At 45.0% G+C, this 21,761-nt stretch carries 14 protein-coding genes; 4 read left to right on the forward strand and 10 right to left on the reverse strand.

Annotated elements, in window-relative coordinates:
- Window positions 1–113: 113 nt before the first annotated feature.
- The gene (locus ACBR23_RS07445; protein ID WP_371119306.1) at window positions 114–1,340 is read left to right on the forward strand and encodes an adenylate/guanylate cyclase domain-containing protein; all 1,227 of its coding nucleotides are present in this window, start codon (window positions 114–116) and stop codon (window positions 1,338–1,340) included.
- A gap of 28 nt (window positions 1,341–1,368) precedes the next feature.
- Here ACBR23_RS07445 and ACBR23_RS07450 read toward each other — a convergent pair whose 3' ends face one another.
- The 8 genes from ACBR23_RS07450 to ACBR23_RS07485 all read right to left on the reverse strand — a co-directional run bounded on the left by ACBR23_RS07450 (window position 1,369) and on the right by ACBR23_RS07485 (window position 14,559).
- A complete protein-coding gene (locus ACBR23_RS07450; RefSeq protein WP_371120923.1) occupies window positions 1,369–1,500 on the reverse strand; it encodes a pentapeptide repeat-containing protein in 132 nt (43 codons plus the stop codon).
- 559 nt (window positions 1,501–2,059) lie between these two features.
- Complete coding sequence (locus ACBR23_RS07455; RefSeq protein WP_371119305.1) at window positions 2,060–3,538, reverse strand: amidase; 1,479 nt, start codon at window positions 3,536–3,538, stop codon at window positions 2,060–2,062.
- 49 nt (window positions 3,539–3,587) lie between these two features.
- The gene (locus tag ACBR23_RS07460) at window positions 3,588–4,190 is read right to left on the reverse strand and encodes a pentapeptide repeat-containing protein (RefSeq protein WP_371115149.1); all 603 of its coding nucleotides are present in this window, start codon (window positions 4,188–4,190) and stop codon (window positions 3,588–3,590) included.
- 59 nt (window positions 4,191–4,249) lie between these two features.
- Window positions 4,250–4,726, reverse strand: coding sequence for a chemotaxis protein CheW (locus ACBR23_RS07465; RefSeq protein WP_371115148.1), 477 nt, complete (start codon window positions 4,724–4,726; stop codon window positions 4,250–4,252).
- A gap of 151 nt (window positions 4,727–4,877) precedes the next feature.
- A complete protein-coding gene (locus ACBR23_RS07470) occupies window positions 4,878–7,682 on the reverse strand; it encodes a response regulator (RefSeq protein ID WP_371119304.1) in 2,805 nt (934 codons plus the stop codon).
- A gap of 348 nt (window positions 7,683–8,030) precedes the next feature.
- Window positions 8,031–13,403 carry a PAS domain S-box protein gene (locus tag ACBR23_RS07475; RefSeq protein ID WP_371119303.1) on the reverse strand — a complete coding sequence of 1,791 codons (5,373 nt, stop codon included), beginning with the start codon at window positions 13,401–13,403 and terminating at the stop codon, window positions 8,031–8,033.
- A gap of 141 nt (window positions 13,404–13,544) precedes the next feature.
- Entirely contained in the window at window positions 13,545–14,045 is a 501-nt protein-coding gene (locus ACBR23_RS07480) for a chemotaxis protein CheW (protein ID WP_371115145.1), read from the reverse strand.
- A 148-nt stretch (window positions 14,046–14,193) separates the two neighbouring features.
- Window positions 14,194–14,559: a response regulator transcription factor gene (locus ACBR23_RS07485; protein WP_340521844.1), complete on the reverse strand. Its 366-nt coding sequence runs from the start codon at window positions 14,557–14,559 to the stop codon at window positions 14,194–14,196.
- Between the two features lie 436 nt (window positions 14,560–14,995).
- On the opposite strand from ACBR23_RS07485, the gene ACBR23_RS07490 reads away from it, so the two are divergent.
- A complete protein-coding gene (locus ACBR23_RS07490; RefSeq protein ID WP_371115168.1) occupies window positions 14,996–15,724 on the forward strand; it encodes a phosphoadenylyl-sulfate reductase in 729 nt (242 codons plus the stop codon).
- A gap of 393 nt (window positions 15,725–16,117) precedes the next feature.
- A complete protein-coding gene (gene leuS, locus ACBR23_RS07495) occupies window positions 16,118–18,673 on the forward strand; it encodes a leucine--tRNA ligase (RefSeq protein WP_371119302.1) in 2,556 nt (851 codons plus the stop codon).
- An 80-nt stretch (window positions 18,674–18,753) separates the two neighbouring features.
- Here the strand turns inward: leuS and ACBR23_RS07500 are convergent, their stop codons facing one another.
- Complete coding sequence (locus tag ACBR23_RS07500) at window positions 18,754–19,560, reverse strand: helix-turn-helix domain-containing protein (RefSeq protein ID WP_371115143.1); 807 nt, start codon at window positions 19,558–19,560, stop codon at window positions 18,754–18,756.
- Window positions 19,561–19,711: 151 nt separating this feature from the next.
- Between ACBR23_RS07500 and ACBR23_RS07505 the strand changes: the two genes are divergently transcribed.
- Window positions 19,712–20,716, forward strand: a complete 1,005-nt coding sequence (locus tag ACBR23_RS07505; RefSeq protein WP_341736149.1) for a site-specific DNA-methyltransferase — start codon at window positions 19,712–19,714, stop codon at window positions 20,714–20,716.
- 98 nt (window positions 20,717–20,814) lie between these two features.
- On the opposite strand, the gene ACBR23_RS07510 is transcribed toward ACBR23_RS07505, so the two are convergent.
- Window positions 20,815–21,624 (reverse strand): S-adenosyl-l-methionine hydroxide adenosyltransferase family protein, encoded by an 810-nt coding sequence (locus ACBR23_RS07510; RefSeq protein ID WP_371115142.1) that lies wholly within the window; start codon window positions 21,622–21,624, stop codon window positions 20,815–20,817.
- Window positions 21,625–21,761: the final 137 nt, after the last annotated feature.

Consider the following 21,761-nt stretch of genomic DNA (forward strand, 5'->3'; position numbering starts at 1 on the left):
GATGAATATCGTGGTTTTAATTCTCTCTACAGTTGCATCTTTTTTGGGGGACTGGTATACAATAATTCTCTGGTCGCTGACCTTTAATTAAGATGAAAAATAGAAGTATTGAAATGGCAAAATCAAGTCTCAAGTCAAAAAATGTATGGGAAAGTCGGCTACAAGGAAGCCGCACCAGTGCATTTCTCAGTGAAGTATTAAGTAATAGCGGCCATTTTTTAATTCTGAAGAGTTTATCAGACTTGATATTAGCTGGTTTGTTCAAATTTATCACAGATCCAACTGAATATTTACTAATAGTAGCAATGCTTGTTCAGGCTTGGTATCTGTCGAACTCGAGATGCCACCGTTTTTGGGGAAACCTGATCTGCGTTGGTATCTATACGCTGATTGATGTGCCGATAGACGGGCTAGATTTTTTCCAAAATCCTAGTCACGTTGTCTTTTGGTTATTTTCTCTGATGATTGCTATTTTGCAAGGATTGCGATTCCATTGGGCTAAGGGTATTGATTATTGGCTGATTCCACTGGAAAGTTTGGTAAGGGCTCTGATGGTGGTAGCTTTTTATGTTGTGATTGGGATTAAGTCTCAATATTTAATTGCTAATTTAGAATTGATAGTGACATTTTCACGGTCGGCAACGCACTGGTTTCTTAGTTGGAGTATGGTGTTTATCGGTTTGCTTTTAGGGTTCCAGTCGGTACAGCTTGTCAAACAGAGAAAGCAGCTACAAAAAACTGCTCAACTACTGGGAAATATGGCAGAATGGGGGATGGGAAGTCATGTAGTAGAAACAGCGCTTAATAATCCAGCAGGTTTGGCTTTTCAAAAGTGCGATCGCACGATTTTATTTATGGATATTCGCGGTTTTACAAGTTGGTGCGAAAAAACTTCCCCTGAGACAGTTGCAGCGGTTCTCAATGAATATTATCGTTGTGTTGAACCAGCCGCCGCCAAGTTTCAGCCTTTAAGAATAACATTTACAGCCGATGAAGTTATGGCGATTTATGCTACGCCACAGCAGGGAATTGCTGCGGCTAAATCTATGAGTAAAGCTGCTTTAGAAATGCTTGAATTATATGGAATTGGTGCGGGATGCGGGGTGCATTGCGGGAGCGTTATTGAAGGGCTATTTGGCGGTGAAGATGTTCGGACTTATACGGTGATTGGTGATGTTGTCAATACAGCAAAACGCTTAGAAAGTGCCACGCCTGGTGGTGCGATTACTATTTCTGATGCTGTTTATCAAAGGATGTCACAAAATCTAAGGGTTGAACCTTGCGAACCGATCGCGGCTAAAGGTAAAACCGCGACTTTAATTGCATGGCGGTTAATATAGCTAGCCGTCATGAATGACGAATTTAATATTATTGGTTTTTCCGACCATCGGGCATGGTAGTTCCTCCCATACTGGCTCGATCGAGACTAGCACCATCCATGTTCGCATTGCGGAGATTCGTATTAGAAAGGTTGGCATCTCTCAAGTCAGCAAAGCGCAAGTCTGCACCGTCTAAATTAGCGTCAGTAGTAGGGTGCGTCAGCTACCATTATTTTCGATCCAAACCAACCATCTCACAACTGACGCACCACACAACAAACGGTGTCCGGGAATCATAATTTATGTGCAAATTTAGAACATAAAACCTGACGCACACTACCACAACTCTTATTTTGCAAACAGCTATGTGCGTATAGACTCCATTGTGAATGAGAACTTCAGCTTAGGTATTCCGCTTGCCTGTAAGAGACTTGCGATCGCCTCTATACTTGCATTGTATGACATATTATCTTTAGAACCAAACGGAATATCTGCTTTCCATTTCCCATTTAAGGTGACAGTGACTATCGCAGGTGCTATAAAACTTCTAGACGATACATACGATTTGTTTACATATTCTTCTTGTTCGTTCAGCTTTACTTTAGCAAAATCAGACAGATAGGTTTCTAGCAGTAACCAAAATACTCTATCTACTGTTGCAGCTAAATAAGCTTCAGTGTTCTGCTCTTTAAACTTAACTGATTGTATTCTTGACCATCAAGTGAAACTTTATAAAATGCTCAGTAACCAGGTGGGTGTTGAAAGCCGCCAACCACTTTGTCGATCGCACTTGCGATCGCCAACAACTCCATTTCGCACCACCGCTTACCAACAATTTGCATTCCAATCGGTAAACCATTTTGAGTTTTGCCAATTGGAATTACCACGGCAGGATGTCCACTAAGATTAGAAGGCATGGTGTAAGCCCCGTTTGCCACTGCATGAGGATAGGATCTGCCATCAATGTCAACGGCACTCCAAGCGGGACGATGGGTAAACGCAGCGGTTGCCGCAACTGGACAAAGCCATACATCCCACGGTTCTAATGCTTCATCCATATCGGCAGTGAAGCGATCGCGTTCTGTAAGTGCCTCAAAATATCCTTTCAAACTTGGATTCAATAATTCTGGTAGAAATCTGGTGAAATTACCCAATTTTCGGAGTTCCTTATCGCCTTGGGTTGCTGTGCGGAATAGCAACTCCAAACTACGACGTAAATTATATTTATCGACTGGTTGAGCGTAGATATTAAGGTATGCTGATACCCGTCCGTAGAGATTAAATATGTGTGCAAGATCAAAGTCTTTGGGAAGCCAGGGTTCGGCTTGGACACCTGCGTGAGAGAGTGTTTGTGCGATCGCATTCATCGCCGCTCGAATCTCAGCAGCAACTGGAACTTCCGTCCATTCCTCACTCCAAGCGATTTTGAGATTTTGCAAAGGCTTGCCAGAAGGTCGATCGAGTGGAATCGGTGGCACATCAGGGCGTCGCAGATCCGCGCCTGCAATTAAGGAAAAACACAACCGGATATCTTCTAGCGATCGGGCAAAACACCCCACAGTCATCATTTGCCGGATACACAATGGCATTCCCGGCACTTCTGGAATTTGCCCTGCTGTAGAAATACGGCGATCCGTCGGCTTTAAACCATAGACACCGCAAAAATGAGCGGGTTGACGCACCGAACCTCCGAAATCGTTGCCCAAATCCAACGGTGAAAGTCCGGCGGCCACAGCAGCGGCACTCCCCCCAGAACTACCACCAGGAGTATAGTCAAGATGCCAAGGATTATTCACCCGTGGAAACAGAGAATTTGTGCTTTGATAATCGGCAGCCAGTTCCGCCATGTTGGTTTTTCCCATGATGACAGCACCTGCCGATCGCAATCTTGCCACAGCCGTTGCATCCTGTTGAGGCACATAATTTTTGAGGGGAATATAGCCTGCTGTGGTGCGGAGTCCCGCTGTCTCAAAAATGTCTTTAATGGTAATGGGAACGCCATGTAAAGCACCCCAGTTTTCTCCTTTGGCTAGGGCTTCATCTGCAAGTTTTGCTCTAGTACGGGCATTGTCTTCATCCAGCGTACAGATGGCATTTAGTTTCGAGTTGTGCTTGGCGATTTGAGTCAGGTAAGCGTCGAGAACTTCGACGGCAGAGACTTCGCGATCGCGAATCATTAGCGCTAGCTGATGAGCTGAGGCAAAGGTCAGGCTACTCATAAATAACAAAAAGTTGGTGTCGATGAAAAACTAAAATGATTGAATATCATTAATTTTTCCTGCCATCTGGCATAGTTGTTCCTCCCATACTTGCTCGATCGAGACTAGCACCATCCATGTTAGAATTGCGGAGGTTCGTATTAGAAAGATTAGCATCTCTCAAGTCAGCAAAGCGTAAGTCAGCGCCATCTAAATTAGTATTTGTCAAGTTGGCTTTCCTGAAATTAGTATTGCTGATTCTGGCTCCTATTAAAACTGAGCCACTTAAGTCGGTGCGTGCTAGGTTCGTGTTGACAAAATCTGCTATCTCGAAAGTACCTCCGCTGAGGTTGGCGTCTGATAAGTCTGCTCCGGTAACGATCGGGTTTTTTAAAGTAAGGTTAACTAATTTTATACCTCGGAGGTCGCAGCGGATGCAGCTTTGAGTTAGCAGCAGGGTTTCGACGTTGGCGTTGATTTGCTCAATTTCCTGTTGGGACACCTTTTCGGCAAATTCCGGGGAGACGTAGCCGAGGTTTTTGGGGTCGTCTTTTTTGGGTGGTTGGGGAGTTTTTGGTTGGCCGATCGCACTTAGCCCTAGTCCCACCTGGGGACACTCTGGAATTGCTGCCAACATCAGTAGGGCGATCGACAATATTGTAATTTTTTTCATTGTATTTTTTTTCATATATCGTTGACAAAATACCATTTATATTTTATCTTATAACTGAGCTAAATTGAGTTCAATAAATCCAAATTTAAATAAAAGACTTCGGAACCATCCGGTGCGCGAATTAATTTTTCAACAGCCGCAGGTAGTTGCTGTTGGCGGTACAATAGGGGAATTTCGCAAAAAGCTGCTTCGGAAATTTCTAAAATCTTCGGCATATCAGGAATGGGAATTCCCAACCGCTCGCCTTGATTGAAAGTGCAAACAATTAGGTAGTTGCAGTCAGCCATACTTTTAGTGGATTTAAATATTTTAGATAAATCAATTAGCGTAATTAGTTCTTCCTGATGCCTGACTAAACTATTACCACTATCTAAAAAACCGTAGGGATTAAAGTCTTTGACAACGCGCTGTACTCGTTCAATGGGAACAGCATAATAAACGCTGCCTAGGTCAAAGGAAACTAATTTGCGGGCCGGGGATCTGGCATTAGTTTGTTTCTGGTTGCGGAAGCGGCGATTGTAGTTGGCGTGAGTCATGTCGATTTGGGATTGTGGATTGAAGATTATTGAACCGCGAAGGCGCGAAGGACGCGAAGGAAGAACCCCCCTGCCACCCTCTACTCCCCAAGGGGGAAGGAAGAAAATGCTGTTCTTTCTTCGCGCTCTTTGTGTCTTCGCGGTTCGTTAATCATATTGTTTGATGTTTGATTAGTTTGGGGATGGCTTCTAAAAGTTGGGCTTCGCTGTAAGGTTTGGTGAAGTATTGATTTGCGCCTAGTTCCATTGCCATTTGGCGGTGTTTTTCACCGCTGCGGGAGGTGAGCATGGCTACGGGAATTTTAGCAAACCGTTGGGTCGATCGCAGCGATCGCAAAAATTCAAATCCATCCATCCGGGGCATTTCAATATCCACAATCGCTAAACTGCAATCGAGACCGTTTTGCAACTTTTCCAGGGCGTCCAAGCCGTCCTTGGCTTGCACTACTCGATAGCGAGCTCTCGTCAGCATCAATGACAGCAATTGCCGAATTGTATAGGAATCGTCTACCACTAAAATTTGCGGTGCATGACTCGAAGTTGGTGCTAAATGTGGTACTTTACCAGACACAGGGGCGATCGAACTATTGGCTGAAGGTTGGCCCACCAAATCATCGACATCCAAAATAGTCACCACTCGCCCGTCTCCTAAAATTGTACTTCCCAAAACCCCACGAGGCTTAGACAGAGGCGATGGTAAGGGTTTTACCACAATTTCCTGCTGACCGATGAGCCGTTCTACGGCCACCGCGAGCATTCCTTCGCTAGAAGCTAAAACTAGCACCGGAATGTGATCCTGGGTCAAAGGGTCAGGAGAGGGGGCATCGGGGCCTAAAACGCTATATTCGAGCAAGTCTTGGAGTCGCACTAAACGAATAAATTCCTCCCGCCACCACAGCATGGGCTGATTTCCGGCGGTGTGCACTTCGGAGGCTTTGATGTGGAGAATTTCCTCGACTGCATCCAGTGGTACTGCTATTTTATTGCGATCGGTCTTCACCATCAAGGCGTCAGTAATCGACAGTAAAAGTGGCAGTTTGATGATAAAACTCGTGCCTTTTCCCAGGCGAGAATCCACCTTTACAGTGCCTCGAACCGTCCGCAAATTCGCTCGTACCACGTCTAGGCCAACTCCCCGCCCTGAAAGGTCGCTCACTTCTTCGACTGTGCTGAAACCAGGCCAAAATAGAAAATCGTAGAGTTCCGCAATCGAAAAATCTTCGGCTTGTTCCTCTGTGGCCAAACCCTTTTTCACAATTTTGTGGCGAATGATTTCCGGGTCAATACCTTTACCATCATCGGCGACAGTGATAATAGTTTGACCCCCTTGGTGTCGCGCTTCTATTTCAATTTGACCGCTGGCTGGCTTGCCCATTTGCTGCCGAATTTCTGGCATTTCAATGCCGTGGTCAAAAGCATTTCTCACTAGATGTACCAAGGGGTCGCGCAAAGCATCTAGCAAACTTTCGTCAATTTTGGTATCGCGTCCTAACAGCAGCAGATTGACATCTTTATCATAGGTGAGACACATATCCCTGAGTGCTCGTGGCAAATGATCGACGGCGCGACTGAAACTGACGACTCGCAACTGCATGACGCGACTGCGTAGTTGTTCGGTAATGCGGCGCAGTTGGTCGATACTGCGCTCGAATCTCATGGATAAGGAGTCTAATTTGGTGGCAGATTGAGCAATTGCTTCGGTGGTTTCGATCACTTCAGAGGCTGTAGAGTGGAACTCTGTGTATTGATCCATTTCTAAGACATCAAAGTGAGAATTGGGTCTAGAGGATTTGCCGTTAGTAATGGTGGGAATTTCTTGGTTTAGTTCTGCAAATTTTCCGATTCCTAGGTTGTCATGGGCACTTTTCCAGTCTCCAAAGCTCATCCTGTCATATTCTTCTCGCAACTGACCGCCGAATTGGTTCAAATCGATAATACTGCGACGGATGCGCTTGACTTCGCCACGCAGTTCGGATTCTTGAAGTTCTAAGTTGGTGCGGTTGATGACTAATTCCCCGACTAGATTGACTAATTCTGTCAAGCGTTCTAAGTCTACTCGGATTGTGGGGCGCTGGGGGCTGGGGACTGAGGATGGTGTAGGGGCGGTGGATGGTGCGTGGGTGTCCTTGGTTTTGGGTTCTGGTTGGCTTTCTTCCTGAGTGGGGGGGGAGATTTTGGGGGGGTCGATCGCCTTTCCTGCTAATATTTGCTGACGTGCGGTTTGTAGGTTTTGAGCAATCGCCCAACCCTGGGATTGCAACTGTTCTAGTGTTAAATCCTTTGAGTCGATCAAATCTCTGAGGGGTTCGGCAACTTTCCCAAAGTCTGGCAATTGCAACATTCCAGCTAAACCGGAGAGTTGGTAATAAACCTGGTTGAGTGCGGTGACGCTGGTTGCTAAATCAGCCTCTGAAGCTTGGGAAAGTTCGGTTTCTAGGCGATTTAAGACTGGTGGTAATTCGTGTTCAAAAATCAATTTCAGGGTTTCTGGGGCGGGGGATTTGCTGATTACCGGAACTGCCGGTGGTTCTGGCCTGCCGTATTGACGCTCGAATTGAAGTTGAATTTGGGCGATTATCTCCAAGTTTTCTGTTTGATCGGGACTGCTGACATCGGAGTGGTGAATTGATTCGGTAGTAATTTTTTTGAGAGCATCCACACCTTGTAGCAATAGAGTTACTGTTGTCTGTTCTAGGGCTGACAAGTCTGTGCGATCGCGAAAAATGACAAAACACTCCTCCAGAGTGTGAGCTGCGGCAGATACGTTGTTAAACCCCAACATCGAACCAGCACCTTTGATGGAGTGAGCCGCTCGAAACATTTCTTTTACTGCGGCTTCTCGCTGTTTTAAATCACCAGATTCCATTCCCAATAAGTTGGTTTCCATTGATTGCAAAAACTCTTGGGTTTCAGCGGTAAAAGCATCTATTAATTCGTTTAAGTCGATATCATTCATATTAGTCAGTGGGCAGTGGCCAGTGGGCAGTGGGCAGTGGGCTGTTGGCAGTTGGCAGTTGGCAGTTGACAGTTAACCATCAGGACACTCCAAAAGCCCATTGGTGTCAACAACCAGGTTCATTCCACAGTCCGACAGGGGTTTAAACCCCTGCCTCAAAGCTAAAGTCCTCTTAAGAGGACTGAAGAACTCATGAGTCCTCTTAAGAGGACTTTAGCTATTAGACAGGGAATTCATTCCCTGGCGGACTGGCGGGTAGGCGAGAGGACTGGCGGTTGCTATAGCTTAAGTTGACACCAATGGGCATTGCCGTGTCCGACCTGCTGACAGTCAACTGACAACCGTCAACTAACTCCTAAAATTCGCGACTGACTTTTGCAATTTAGAAACAGAACCAGACAGATCGTCCAAAGATGCTTTAACATCCGAACCTTTTTGAGCAGTTGTATTCGCAATCTCATTCACTTGCTGCATACTGTTAGAAATCTCTTCAGCCGAAATAGTTTGTTTGGCTGAGGCGCGAGTAATATTTTGCACCAAAGCGTTCATTTCCCGGCTAACTTCGATGATGGCGTTCAGGTGAGTTTTAGCTTCGCTGGCGAGTTTAGTACCTTCCACTACTTCCAGTGTCCCTGATTCCATTGCCTTCATTACACGACTGATTTCTTCTTGAATTGTGCCGACAATTTCGGAGATTTCTTCCGTCGCACCGGCGGATCTTTCTGCTAATTTTCTTACTTCTTCGGCTACAACTGCAAAACCTAAACCTTGTTCCCCTGCCCGCGCGGCTTCAATGGTAGCATTCAGGGCTAGCAAATTAGTTTGGGAAGCAAGTTGCGAAATAGATGTCACAATTTTGCCGATTTGTTGGGAAGACTCACCTAAACGTTTCATCATTTTTGAGGTTGAGGCGATTGTCAATCGGAGTTCGTTAATGCCTTCTACAGCTCGATCGACCGCCATACCGCCAGCCTCAGCGGTGTGAGAAGACTGTTGGGCGACTGTTTCGGCGCGCACCGAAACATCTCGCACGTCACGGATTGAATTGACAATGCGATCGATTTCTTGCATGATGGCAGATATTTTGGCTGCTTGAACTTCTGCTTGTTGCGTCAGTTGGCTGGTATTACTAATTGACTCATCGGTGGCTGATGTTACCTGTTCTGCTAAAGTTTGAATTCCTGTAACCACTTTTCGCAGGGAACCGATCAGGAAGTTGAAGGAGTCGGCGACAGCGCCTAAAACATCGTTATTAACTTCTGCTCTAACTGTCAAATCGCCTTGAGCCGCGCCTTTAATTTCTCCTAACAATTTGAGGACCTGCTGGGTCATTGAATCAGCTTCTGCTTTCCGTTCTGCTGCTAATTTTTCTAGTCCTTCTTGTGCTTCTTTGCGTTCATTGATGTCAAAGCGGATGGCAATATATTTAATAATTTTACCATGGGTGTCAAAGATGGGGGCGATGGTGGAATCTACCCAATAAAACGAGCCGTCTTTGCGCCGATTTTTTATTTCACCCTTCCATACCAAGCCGCGAGAAATCGTCAGCCACATTTCTTGAAAAAATGATTTGGGATGATAGCCGGAGTTGACGATGCGGTGGTCGCGGTTGAGGAGTTCTCCCATACTGTAACCAGATATTTGAGTGAATCTTTCGTTGACGTAGGTGATGATGCCTTTGAGGTCTGTTTCGCTGACGATGGCGGATTCATCGAGGGCATTTTGCCGCGTTTTGAGTTCTTGCAGTAAGCGTTCTTGTGACTCTGCTAACTGCTGCATTCGCTTGGTAGATGCTTTTTCTTCGGTGATGTTGCGACAGACAACTACGCCACCTTGGATCGCCCCTGTTTCGTCTTTGAGCGGCCGGCCGTTAATTTTTACCCACACACCCTCTGGCTTGCCTGCGTGCCTGGTGAAAACCTCTGCGTCGTCAACTATTTCTCCTCGAATGGCCCGCGTTAAAGGTATGTCGGCGGTGGGATAGGGAGTGACTCCATCGCTCAAAAATAAACCGTATTTTGCCGACCACTCGTCGGGCAGTGTGTCTGTTGAACCCAAGCCAAAGATATTTTCGGCGGCGGGGTTGAACAGGAAAAAATTGCCTTTTGTGTCGGCTGCAACTACGCCTTCACCAATGCTATCAATTAGCAGTTGCAAGAGGTTTTTTTGCTGTCTAAATTCGGATTCGGAACGGGCTAACTGGGCGGTTGTTTCTTGTAATTGACTAATTGCGTGTTTGCTGTCGGTAATGTCGCGAGCCACTGCATACATGATCTTTTCTTGGTGTAAAGGTCGTGATTTCCACGACAGCCACTTGTAGGAACCGTCTTTGCAGCGGTAGCGATTTTCAAACGCGATTGTTTCGACTCCCTGAGCTATTTTGTTAGCTTCGGATGCGGTATGTTGGCGATCGTCTGGATGAACAAAATTGAGAAAAGGTTGTTCTTGTAGTTCTTCTAAAGTGTAGCCGAGGGTTGTTGCCCAGGCGGGATTGACGCGCTTGAATTTGCCTTCAAAATCGGCGATGCACAGCAAGTCTAGGGAAAGGGTGAAAAACCGATCGCGTTCTTGTTCTGCTTGTTTGCGATCGGTAATTTCGACTGCTACTCCGCCGACACCGATCGGTGTGCCACTCTCTCCTGACAAAGGAAAGTAAGAAGCCAGCCAATACCGCATGACGCCCGGTTGACTCAGGGTTGTACCGGATAACTCGATGTTCAAAACAGGTTCGTTGTTCGCCAGAATATTTTGCAGCATCGGCTCTAAAGTATCGACCATTTGGGGTGCAATTTCCCTCACCGTTTTGCCGAGGTGTTCCGATACTGACGGCCCGGTGGTTTCGGCTAATTTTTCATTTACTTGCACGAATCGCAGTTGGTCGTCAAAGATAAACATTGAGGCTGGGGCGGCTGCAAAAAATGCGTCAAAGCGGGCTTGACGCAACGCGAGTTCTCGTTCTAGGTTTTTGCGATCGGTCACTTCCCAGATGAAGGTACCAATACCGATCGGTTTGCCATCCTGTCCGGGTAAAGGAAAGTAAGATGCCACCCAGTCCCGCATCACACTAGGCTCTGCGTTAGTTGCAAGGCAGAGTTCCAGGTTTAAAATGGGTTGGTTGCTACTCAAAACCTGCTGGTACAAAGGCTCAATGGTCGGTGCCATTTCCGGTTCAACTTCCCATAGGGTTTTGCCCATATATGCTGAAGCGGGCTGACCACCGAATTCGGCCATCTTCTGGTTGAACTGCACGAAGCGCAGTTTGTCGTCGGTGATAAACATTCCCGCTGGTGAAGCGGCGAAAAAGGCATCAAAGCGGGCTTGACGCAAGGTTAGTTCTCGTTCTAGGGCAATGCGATCGCTGATGTCGCGGCCTTCTGGAATTAACAGCACGACTTTGCCGCTCTCGTCTTTGATGGGTTTGAGGGAGAAGTCAATGGTTGTGACGAAACCTCCGGTAACTAGGACTTCCGCTTCGTAGCGAACTACCTCGCCGCCGGCGGCTTTGGCGACAGCTTCTCGTACCCGCTGCTTGACTTCTGGGGAAATATCCCACCACGGGGTTTCCCAAAACGGCTTCCCTACTATGTCTTCAATCCCCACATCAGTGGCGGAGAGGGCTGTTTGGTTGACTTCTAACATCGTGCCGTCGGGTTCTAGCAGACCTATAAATTGGAACGATTGGTCAAAAATGGCTCGGAATAGTCTTTCGCGATCGCGCAACATCTCTTCTGCCCGCTTGCGATCGCTGATGTCGCGAGTAACCGTCGCTAAACCCAAAGGCTCTCCTGTTTCTGGGTGTTTAACTGTAAATAGACTGTAGTCAACGGGAATGCTCTTGCCGGTGCCAAAGTGCTTGAACCGAAACTCGCCACGCCAATAGCCCGTTTCCATGACTGTGGGCATAATTTCTGCGGTAAATTGCTGGAGGTCTTCTGGAAAAAAGAATTCCCCCGTATTCTTAGTTTTGAGTTCTTCGGGAGAGTTGAGTCCCACTAGCTTGATGCCAGCGGAGTTCAGGTAAAATGGCTCTCCCTCCATTGTTGCCATGCCGATAAAATCCGAGCTACTTTCGACGATCGATCTCAATCTTTGATTTTCGATTTCGGCTTGCTTGCGCCCTGTAATGTCGTTGTTAGTTTCTAAAATTGCTTTGGGTTTTCCCTGTTCGTCTCGCTGCAAATTCCAGCGGCTGAATACGGTAATTTTGGTGTGGTAATTTGTAGTATGAATCAGTTCTCCTTCCCAATATTCCCGATCCTCTAACTGTGCCAATATGGTTTCTAAAGGTTGGGGAAATATGGTAGTAAATAGAGTATGAGTGCATTTGCCTAAAGCTTCTTGTTTCGTGAAGCCGTACATTCTCTCAGCGCCTTGGTTCCAGTAATTAATCGTCCCGTCTAGTTCTCGAATAATCAAAGCATCGCTGGCAAGGTCGAGCATTTGCAAGTTTTGCTGCATCACTTGTTCCGTGCGCTTGCGACTGGTAATATTTCGGGCGATCGTTGACAAAAATTCTACTTCTCCACCCTCGGATTTGTGAGCAATGATTACTTGAGAAACTGCTATTTCTTTCCCGTCTAAAGTCTGCCAAATTATCTCGCCACTCCACACCCCATCTCGGCAAGCTGCGGGTATGCCGACTTTCACAATAGTTTCCTTACTTTTGGGAGATATTACGTCAGAAATGCTGACTCCTGTTAAATCTGTACTGTCTCCAACATTCAATATTTCTCTGGTGGCGCGGTTCATATAAAGACTCTGCCCTTTGGCGTCTGCCATAGCTACCCAGTCTGTTGTTGCTTCTAAAATTGATTTGAGCCGTAATAGCTGCTGTTCGGCTGCGGTGCGATCGCCAATTTCCTGTTGCAATAGGGTGTTAGTTTGCAGAATTTCCTCAGTTCTTTCATTCACTCGCTGCTCTAGTTCTGCGGTTAGCTGCTGCAACTCAGCTTCTGTCTGTTTGCGCTGGGTAATATCGCGGCCTTCTGCGAGTATTTGAAATACTTCCCCTGCTTCATTTAATAAAGGCTTAAAGGACACATCAATTACTGTCACCTGGTGATTTAATCCGATGATTTCGTATTCCGATCGGACAAATTTGCCTGCGGAGACTTGTTGAATGTTAGCTTTTAGTTGTTGCTGGTTAGTTGGGGATGATGCCCACCAAGGTATTTGCCAAAATTTCTGTCCGAGTACCTCTGACGCTTGGAAATTGCCCAACTCCAACGCTGTTTGATTGGCTTCGATCAGAGTACCGTCTGGTTCTAATAGCGCGATTAATTGAAAAGCTTGATCGAAAATTGCCTGGAATCGCTGGGTAGTTTCGCTAAGTGCTTGTTCTGTATCTTTTTTGGCTTGCAGAATCTGGGTGGAACCTACTAATAAGCTGTAGCGGTTGGAGAGGCTTAAAAAGGCGATCGCCGGCATTACAGTAATCCAATCGCACACCGTTTGCCAAACTGGGGAGTGTGGCAATCCTAAGTGTTCTGCTGCGTGACCGCTATGCCCGAAGGCACAACTCCAAAATATAAGTCCTGTGACTGTGGCGAAGGTGTCGAAGCCGAATTTGCGGTTTCGCCACAAACCTAAAGTAATCAGTGAGGCGATCGCAAAGTAACACAAAGAAATGATACAATTGGCTACCCCAAGCAGTAATGGCGGGGAGATGTCTGGTAATGTTAGGGTAAAAGTTGTTGCCACAAAGTCATAGATAAGTTGCATAAGTTAGTTGTTATTGGTTATTGGTTATTGGTTAGTTGTTATTGGTTAGTTGTTATTGGTTATTGGTTAGTTGTTATTGGTTATTGGTTATTTGCAATTACCCATGAACCATTCCCCATTCCCAAATCAAAATTATGCTCCTTACCAGCGTTCGGAATGGGCGATCGCTTCTACATCCACAATCATGAGTAAGCGTCCATCACAATTGTACAAACCTTTGAGAAAGGGGGCGAGGTCAGAACTGACGTCTATGGCGGAGACAATGCGATCGGGATTCAGAGGTAAAACTCCTTCAACGCGGGAGACAGCTAAGCCAATGCGCATTTTAGACAGTCTTAAGTCTCGCGGATCGGGCGCTTCCACAACTAAGATGCGACTGCTGGAATGGTGGGTATCAACTGGTGCGATACCTGTGAATTTACCAAAGTCTGCTGTGGCTAAAATTTCGCCTCGCAAGTTGGTTAATCCCAGCAAAAATGACTGGGTGTTCGGCACCGGCGAAATGGGTTGTTCTTTGAGGGAAAGCACTTCCCGCACTGTTTCTAACTCGACGCCAAACAAACTGTCTGCTTGAGCGAAGACGAGAAATTGCTTTGTTCCATTTGTCTGATTCCCTGCACTGCCAGAAGCAGTTGTTTTCATGGCTTATTTTTAGTCTCTAGTGTAGCTTAAAAAAAGAAATTATGTGCTATCTGTTTGCCCTTAGTCGATCGCCGGAACTCGCCCTTGGCAAAATTTCGCCCTAGATCCCTGTGATACTATAAAAAAATATCTATCTTTGAGCAGGAGTTTATTTTGATAGCAAACGCTGTACAATGTTGACAAGTTGCTGAGGTTCAAAGGGTTTGCTGAGGTAAGCATCAGCCCCTAAATCAGTTCCCCAAGCTCGATCGATCTCGGTGTTTTTATGAGTACAAAATACTACGGGCAAATATGCGGTTTTGCGATCGCCCCGCAATTCTCGAATCACCTCAAATCCGTTCATTCGTGGCATTACTACATCTAAAACGACCAGATCCGGCGCTTTTTCTTGGATACGGGCGATCGCTTCTGCGCCATCTCCAGCCCGGATCACTTCCAGTCCCACATCTTGAAGAATGCGACAGATGATTTCTAGTTCGCTGGGAACATCGTCTACTACTAAGATTTTTGACATGGTTCTACACTTCCTTGCTATTTTTGACGGTATATCGGTTTTATTGGCTGCCCTGCGATCGCCTCTTTGACTTTAGCCTTGAGGGATAAATTCACCCCAATGCAAATACAAATATAACTCACATACCGATTTTAGATGTTAGAGGAGACTATTAGACATCTCCCAAAATGATGGTGGAACAGGCATCTTACCTGTTCTTTACCAGCTTTTGAGGAGAAGTCTCTTGAAGAAAGCAACCCCGTCAGTCTGTCGGCGAAGGAATAAATCTGTTCCCAAATCAATGGGATAGCAGGTTTTCTGTTTCTCCAGGGATGAATCCGCCGGTATGTACTGTGGATGCTGGATTGTCAAATCGATCGGTATGAGAGAGACTGCGATCGGTTACAATTCAGGGTTAGACAAAAAACAACACGGAGAACACGAAAGTATGGTAGCCATTGGAACCAATCTAAACATTGCGACCCTCGAAGCAGAGTACAGCACAAAAACACCGCGAGATATTCTTAAATTTGCCCTAGAAAAATTTGACAATATTGCAATTTCTTTCAGTGGTGCAGAAGATGTAGTGCTGATCGATCTGGCTTCAAAACTCACCAAAAACTTCCGCGTTTTCACCCTAGATACCGGAAGATTGCATTCCGAAACCTATCAGTTTTTAGAACAAGTTAGAAAACATTACGGCATTAAAATAGAAGTAATGTTTCCCGATGCAGCGGAAGTACAAGCCTTAGTAGACGAAAAGGGATTGTTTAGCTTTTATGAAGATGGGCACAAAGAATGTTGTGGCGTGCGAAAAGTCAAGCCACTGCGCCGGAAACTAAATACTTTAGATGCGTGGATTACTGGCCAACGGAAAGACCAAAGCCCCAGTACCCGCAACCATATTCCGGTGATTGAACAGGATACTGCATTTTCTACTCCCGACCATGAATTAATTAAATTCAACCCCTTAGCAAACTGGTCTTCCGCAGAAGTTTGGGATTACATTCGTGCTTTGGATGTCCCCTATAATAAACTCCACGAACGCGGTTTTGTCAGCATTGGTTGCGAACCTTGTACGAAAGCAGTATTGCCAAATCAACACGAACGGGAAGGTCGGTGGTGGTGGGAAGAATCGACATTAAAAGAGTGTGGTTTGCACGCTGGTAACGCCCAAAAACAGTAACTGTGGGTGGGGAGTGGTTGCGCCTACAGTCTTTCTGGTGAAAGATGATGTACCATCGAGAATAGGTAATAGGTAATGGGGAATGGGTAATGGGGAATGGGTAATAAGTAATGGGTAATAGCTAATAAGTAAGGGGTAATAGCTAATAAGTAATGGGTAATACCCTATGCTCTATGCCCGATTCCCCATTCCCGATTCCCCATTCCCCATTCCCGATTCCCCATTCCCGATTCCCCATTCCCCATTGCCCCCAACCAAAATTTATATACTACAATGTATAATACACAAACAGGAGCCAAAATCCTTGGAACTCAAAAAAATCCGAATCGAAGCCCCTTGAATGTGCAAAAATATTCAAGCAAACACTACTAAATCCTAAAAGGAGAAATTGTTGTGGATTCCAGATATAACCCCGCATCCATAGAAGAAAAATGGCAACAGACATGGGCTGAGCAAAACTTAGACCAAATGCCAGAAGATACCCAAAAGCCTAAATTTTATGCCTTATCCATGTTCCCCTATCCATCAGGAAACCTGCACATGGGCCACGTCCGCAACTACACAATTATTGATGTAATTGCCAGACTCAAGCGGATGCAAGGCTATCGCGTATTGAATCCGATGGGATGGGACGCTTTTGGTTTACCCGCAGAAAATGCGGCCATCGAGAGAGGAATTCCCCCGGCACAATGGACTAATCAAAATATTGCCCAAATGAAAGACTTATTTCATCGCCTAGGCATTTCCTTTGATTGGACAAAAGAAGTTACAACTTGTTCATCCGATTATTATCGCTGGACTCAATGGATTTTCTTGCAATTTTTAGCAGCAGGATTAGCATATCAAAAAGAAGCGACAGTTAATTGGGACCCCATCGATCAAACAGTCTTAGCAAACGAACAAGTCGATAACGAAGGTCGTTCCTGGCGTTCCGGTGCCAAAGTAGAGCGCAAATTATTGCGACAATGGTTTCTCAAAATTACCGATTATGCCGAACAGTTATTAAATGACTTAGACAAATTGCCAGATTGGCCCGAAAGAGTCAAATTAATGCAAGCCAATTGGATTGGCAAATCCGTCGGCGCTTACTTAGAATTTCCCATTGTGGGGATGGAGGAAAAAATCGCTGTTTTCACCACTCGTCCCGATACAGTTTATGGTGTGAGTTATGTTGTATTGTCCCCGGAACATCCCTTAACTAATCGCGTTACTACACCGGAACACAAAACGGCAGTCGAAAACTTTGTGAAAGAAGTGGCACTGCAAACCGAAATCGATCGCACAGCCGAAGACAAACCCAAGCGTGGCATTCCCACAGGTGGCAAAGCAATCAATCCTTTCAATGGGGAAGAAATCCCGATTTGGATTGCCGATTACGTGCTGTACGAATACGGCACCGGCGCAGTGATGGGAGTACCCGCCCACGACACGCGAGATTTCCAATTTGCCACTCAATATGAACTGCCAATTAAAGTAGTAATTGTGGCAGATGATGAGATGCCTTTGACCGAAGCTTACACCGAACCGGGAATTATGATTAATTCTGAAAGCTTTAACGGTATGGATTCAATTAAAGGCAAAGCAGCGATTATTAAATATGCCGAAAATCAAGGTTATGGCAAAGCGCGAGTCCAATATCGTTTGCGAGATTGGTTGATTTCTAGACAGCGTTATTGGGGTACTCCCATTCCTGTAATTCACTGTCCTAACTGCGGAATCGTACCGGTACCTGCATCGGATTTGCCAGTAGTTTTACCGGAAAATGTAGAATTTACGGGCAAAGGTTCGCCGTTAGCAAAGCTGGAAGAGTGGGTGAATGTTCCTTGTCCGAGTTGTGGCACTCCGGCTAAGCGAGAAACCGATACGATGGATACTTTTATTGATTCTTCGTGGTATTTCTTGCGCTATCCCGATGCGAGAAATGAGGAGCAAGTATTTGATACGGCGAAAACTAATGATTGGATGCCGGTGGATCAATATGTCGGTGGAATTGAACACGCAATCCTGCATTTACTGTATTCACGGTTCTTTACTAAGGTTTTGCGCGATCGGGGTTTGATTAATTGCGACGAACCATTTAAGCGCCTATTAACTCAAGGCATGGTGCAAGCAATGGCCTATAAAAATCCCGTTACTGGCAAATATGTTCCCCCAGCAGATTTAGACCCTACGAATCCTAAAGATCCTCAGACAGGCGAACCTTTACAAGTCTTCTATGAGAAGATGTCCAAATCCAAATACAACGGCGTTGACCCCTTAGAATTTATGGCAAAATATGGGGCAGATACGGCGCGGATGTTTATTTTATTCAAAGCGCCGCCGGAGAAAGATTTGGAGTGGGATGAGGCTGATGCAGAAGGGCAATTCCGCTTTTTAAATCGCGTTTGGCGGTTGGTGACAGAGTTTGCTGCACCCCCCCCAGCCCCCCCTTATCAAGGGGGGGAGAAAGATAATTTAAGTAAACCTGAGCAGGATTTGCGGCGGGCGATTCACATTGCGATTAAGGAAGTGAGCGATGATTTGGAGGGTGAGTATCAGTTCAATACTGCGGTTTCGGAAATGATGAAATTGAGCAATGCTTTGACTGATGCTAAATGTAAAGATTCGCCGATTTATGCAGAAGGAATTAGCACATTGATTTTGTTGTTAGCGCCTTTTTCGCCGCACATTGCTGATGAGTTGTGGCATTTAATAGGTAACAGTGAATCGGTACACACGCAAACTTGGCCGATGGTGGATGCTTCCGCATTAGTTACTGATGAAATTACACTGGTAATTCAGGTTATGGGCAAGACTCGCGGTACAATTCAAGTGCCTTCTGGTGCGGACAAAGCTGCTTTGGAAAACTTTGCTCGCGAGTCAGATTTGGCTAAGCGGCATCTGGAGGGTAAGGAGATTAAAAAGGTGATTGTGGTGCCTGGAAAGTTGGTTAATTTTGTGGTTGCTTAATTGTAAGTGCTGATAGGTGTCGTGCACTTATAGGCTCTATACATAAGCTAATTCTCAAAATTAAATTTGTTGGCGGGGGGCTATCCTTGACTATCTGAGTAGACAAGTTCCCCCCGTCTAACTAATTTTAAGGGAATTTTAGGGTTATTAAGTGCGTCATTTCTAACTTTGAGCTTTTCTTCCCATTCTTTAAATTTTGGTTCTAGAAGTTCGGGTGTGAGTTTATAAATTTGCTTGAGAGTTATGCCTTCATACAATCCAATATACCAAGCTCCAACTTTGCGATATTTTTCAAGTATAATCTCATTCAAATGATGGTGAGTCGTCACGCCACCGCTGCGATTAAGTGAAATATTGATTGTTTTAAGCTCGTATTCTTTTCCTTCGGCATCAATAGCATCATTTCCTTCGCGACCAGGTGATATACGCAGCCCTAAAAGGATTAATAACTGTAAAGTCTTTCCTCCATTATCTTGAAAAATATCGGTAATCCCATATTCATTTGCGAGATTTTGCAATTCTTGGATGCTTTTCATCGCATTTTCTAGCCGTTTAGCATCTGAAATACGTTCTTCTTTTGTAGTAACAGCCTCTTCCACAGGCTCTACAACGGAAGGGGAAACTGGTTCAGCTATGAGTGTGTTAACGAGAGCTTTATTTTCACCGCTTTGACTAAAACTGATTAAATAAGTAGCGGGTACATCAAGGGCTTCAGCCAGAGAAAAAATAAGTTCAAAGGATGGGGATCTTTCACCGCGTTCCAATAAGCTGATATAGTCAGTAGTCTTGTCTATAAGTTCTGCTAGTTCGTCCTGTGTTATCCTTTTTTGTCGGCGCAACTGGCTTACTTTTGCCGCAAATTGTCGTCTGGCTTCTTTGTAATTCATGCTCTTTACAATTCATAAAAACGAACTGAAAGTTCGCTTTGTGAATAGTACGAAGAATTTACGGACTAAACAACGTACTGAAAGTACGGATTTGGATGATAATTAAACCAGTTTGTGTCTGTTGTACCTTAAACTAAAATCTAAATTACAAATGAGTAACATTTTGCCGGCGCCAATTTACACCACCAAATACGGTCAATCTTATTTGGGAGATTCTCTTCATCTTCTGAATAGTCTTGCTAGCAATTCTGTAGATTTGGTGATGACATCTCCTCCTTTTGCATTGCAACGCAAAAAGAGTTATGGAAATGAAGATCAAGATTTATATGTTGATTGGCTGCTGGGCTTTGCTCCTGAAATTAAAAGAGTTCTCAAGGATACTGGAAGTTTTGTTATAGACCTTGGGGGTGCTTATCAAAAAGGAATACCTGTACGTTCGCTCTACAATTACCGCGTACTTATTAGGTTATGTGATGAATATGAATTTAAGCTTGCTCAAGAGTTTTTCTGGTTTAATCCTTCAAAACTTCCATCTCCTATAGAGTGGGTGAATAAACAGAAAATTCGGGCTAAAGATTCTGTAAATACTGTTTGGTGGCTTGCTAAAACAGAGCGGCCTAAAGCAAATATTACTAAAGTCAAAGTAGAGTATTCTGAGAGAATGAAAAAACTCTTGAAAAATGCTGATGAATTTTACACGCCCAAGGAACGTCCTTCCGGTCATAATATTAGCGATCGATTTGCTAAAGATAATGGAGGTGCTATTCCATCTAATTTACTAGAAATTGCTAATTCAGAAAGTAATTCTCAATACTTGCGTTGGTGCAAAGAGTTTAATATTAAGGTGCATCCCGCACGTTTTCCCGAAAGATTACCGTCATTTTTTATAAATTTCCTTACTGAACCGGGAGACTTGGTAGTAGATATTTTTTCGGGTTCTAATACTACTGGTCATGCCGCAGAAGAATTATCACGAAACTGGATAAGTTTTGAACAAGAAAAACAATATATTGCTGCATCAATATTTAGATTTTTGCCTCAAGACTCTTTTGGGCAAGCGAATAAATTATATAATCAACTGTTAACAGAGGAACCATCTAGATTTAGTTTACCTCAAAGTAGGCTACTTTTTGAGGTCAATAATTATTGTTTTTGATTTTGCTAAGTAGTCTAATTTTTATTCAGATATGAATCGGCGATTGAAATCGCTTCTACACGAACGAAGTCCGCCTGCACGGACTAAAAGAGATGATTTTAATTGTTAGTTTCAAAAACTAATTGCACGATCGCCCCACAGTCCAATTTTAGTATAGATTGAGCGCTGCCGCCGTTAACGGAGATTTCTACCCAGCCTTCGGAACCTATTATGGCAATCAAATCTCCGGGCTGGCTGTCGTTGTAGCTTTGGCCGCTGGGTATGAATATTGTATTGTTAAAATTGCTAATTGTAATTGACCAATTTTCGGTTTGAATGCTATGTTTTGGGATATTAGTAATTAGGTTGCCAAAGCGATCGCAATATTGGATACAGCCTTCTATACCAGTGGCTGTAATGGCACAATTTGGTATCTGTAACTGTACTAAACTGGCGGGGTCGATCGCCTGTCCCAACTCTTCCAACCGCACCCCAGTCGCTACATGAGCGCCCACAGCAGCGAAAATATCGCGACCGTGGAAAGTGCTGCTGGGTTGAGGTGTGCGCCAGTATTGGGGGTTGGTGAGTTGGACGCAGGCGATCGCCCTTTCCCGACTCAATACTCCGCTAAACAACCCGTTATCGGGCCCGACAAGGAAGCAATTCGCACATTGAATCGCGATCGCCCTTCTGCTACTCCCCACACCAGGATCGACGATGGCAATGTGTACGGTTTCTGTGGGAAAATAAGCATAAGCAGTCATCAGACAAAACCTAGCCGCGGCTATATTTTGAGGCCCAATGTTGTGGGTAATGTCGATGATTTTGAGTTGGGGGTTGATTTGGGCGATCGCACCTTTCATTACTCCCACATAAACATCGCTTAATCCAAAATCTGTCAGTAGAGTTATAGTTCTATTTTTTGACATAAGGAAGAAGGGGGAAGGAAGAAGGAAGAAGGAAGAAGGGAGAAGGAGAAGGGAGAAGAACCCCCCCCTACCCCCCCCAAGGGGGGAAGGAAGAAGGGAGAAGAACCCCCCCCTACCCCCCCCAAGGGGGGAAATAA

This window comes from Microcoleus sp. (assembly GCF_041354475.1).
Taxonomy (GTDB): Bacteria; Cyanobacteriota; Cyanobacteriia; order Cyanobacteriales; family Microcoleaceae; genus Microcoleus.

What these genes read in the sequence shown, in the direction of transcription:
- ACBR23_RS07445 (WP_371119306.1), top strand. Translation starts at nt 114, where the DNA reads ATGGCAAAATCAAGTCTCAAGTCAAAAAATGTATGGGAAAGTCGGCTA.
- ACBR23_RS07455 (WP_371119305.1), bottom strand. Translation starts at nt 3,538, where the DNA reads ATGAGTAGCCTGACCTTTGCCTCAGCTCATCAGCTAGCGCTAATGATT.
- ACBR23_RS07460 (WP_371115149.1), bottom strand. Translation starts at nt 4,190, where the DNA reads ATGAAAAAAATTACAATATTGTCGATCGCCCTACTGATGTTGGCAGCA.
- ACBR23_RS07465 (WP_371115148.1), bottom strand. Translation starts at nt 4,726, where the DNA reads ATGACTCACGCCAACTACAATCGCCGCTTCCGCAACCAGAAACAAACT.
- ACBR23_RS07470 (WP_371119304.1), bottom strand. Translation starts at nt 7,682, where the DNA reads ATGAATGATATCGACTTAAACGAATTAATAGATGCTTTTACCGCTGAA.
- ACBR23_RS07475 (WP_371119303.1), bottom strand. Translation starts at nt 13,403, where the DNA reads ATGCAACTTATCTATGACTTTGTGGCAACAACTTTTACCCTAACATTA.
- ACBR23_RS07480 (WP_371115145.1), bottom strand. Translation starts at nt 14,045, where the DNA reads ATGAAAACAACTGCTTCTGGCAGTGCAGGGAATCAGACAAATGGAACA.
- ACBR23_RS07485 (WP_340521844.1), bottom strand. Translation starts at nt 14,559, where the DNA reads ATGTCAAAAATCTTAGTAGTAGACGATGTTCCCAGCGAACTAGAAATC.
- ACBR23_RS07500 (WP_371115143.1), bottom strand. Translation starts at nt 19,560, where the DNA reads ATGAATTACAAAGAAGCCAGACGACAATTTGCGGCAAAAGTAAGCCAG.
- ACBR23_RS07505 (WP_341736149.1), top strand. Translation starts at nt 19,712, where the DNA reads ATGAGTAACATTTTGCCGGCGCCAATTTACACCACCAAATACGGTCAA.
- ACBR23_RS07510 (WP_371115142.1), bottom strand. Translation starts at nt 21,624, where the DNA reads ATGTCAAAAAATAGAACTATAACTCTACTGACAGATTTTGGATTAAGC.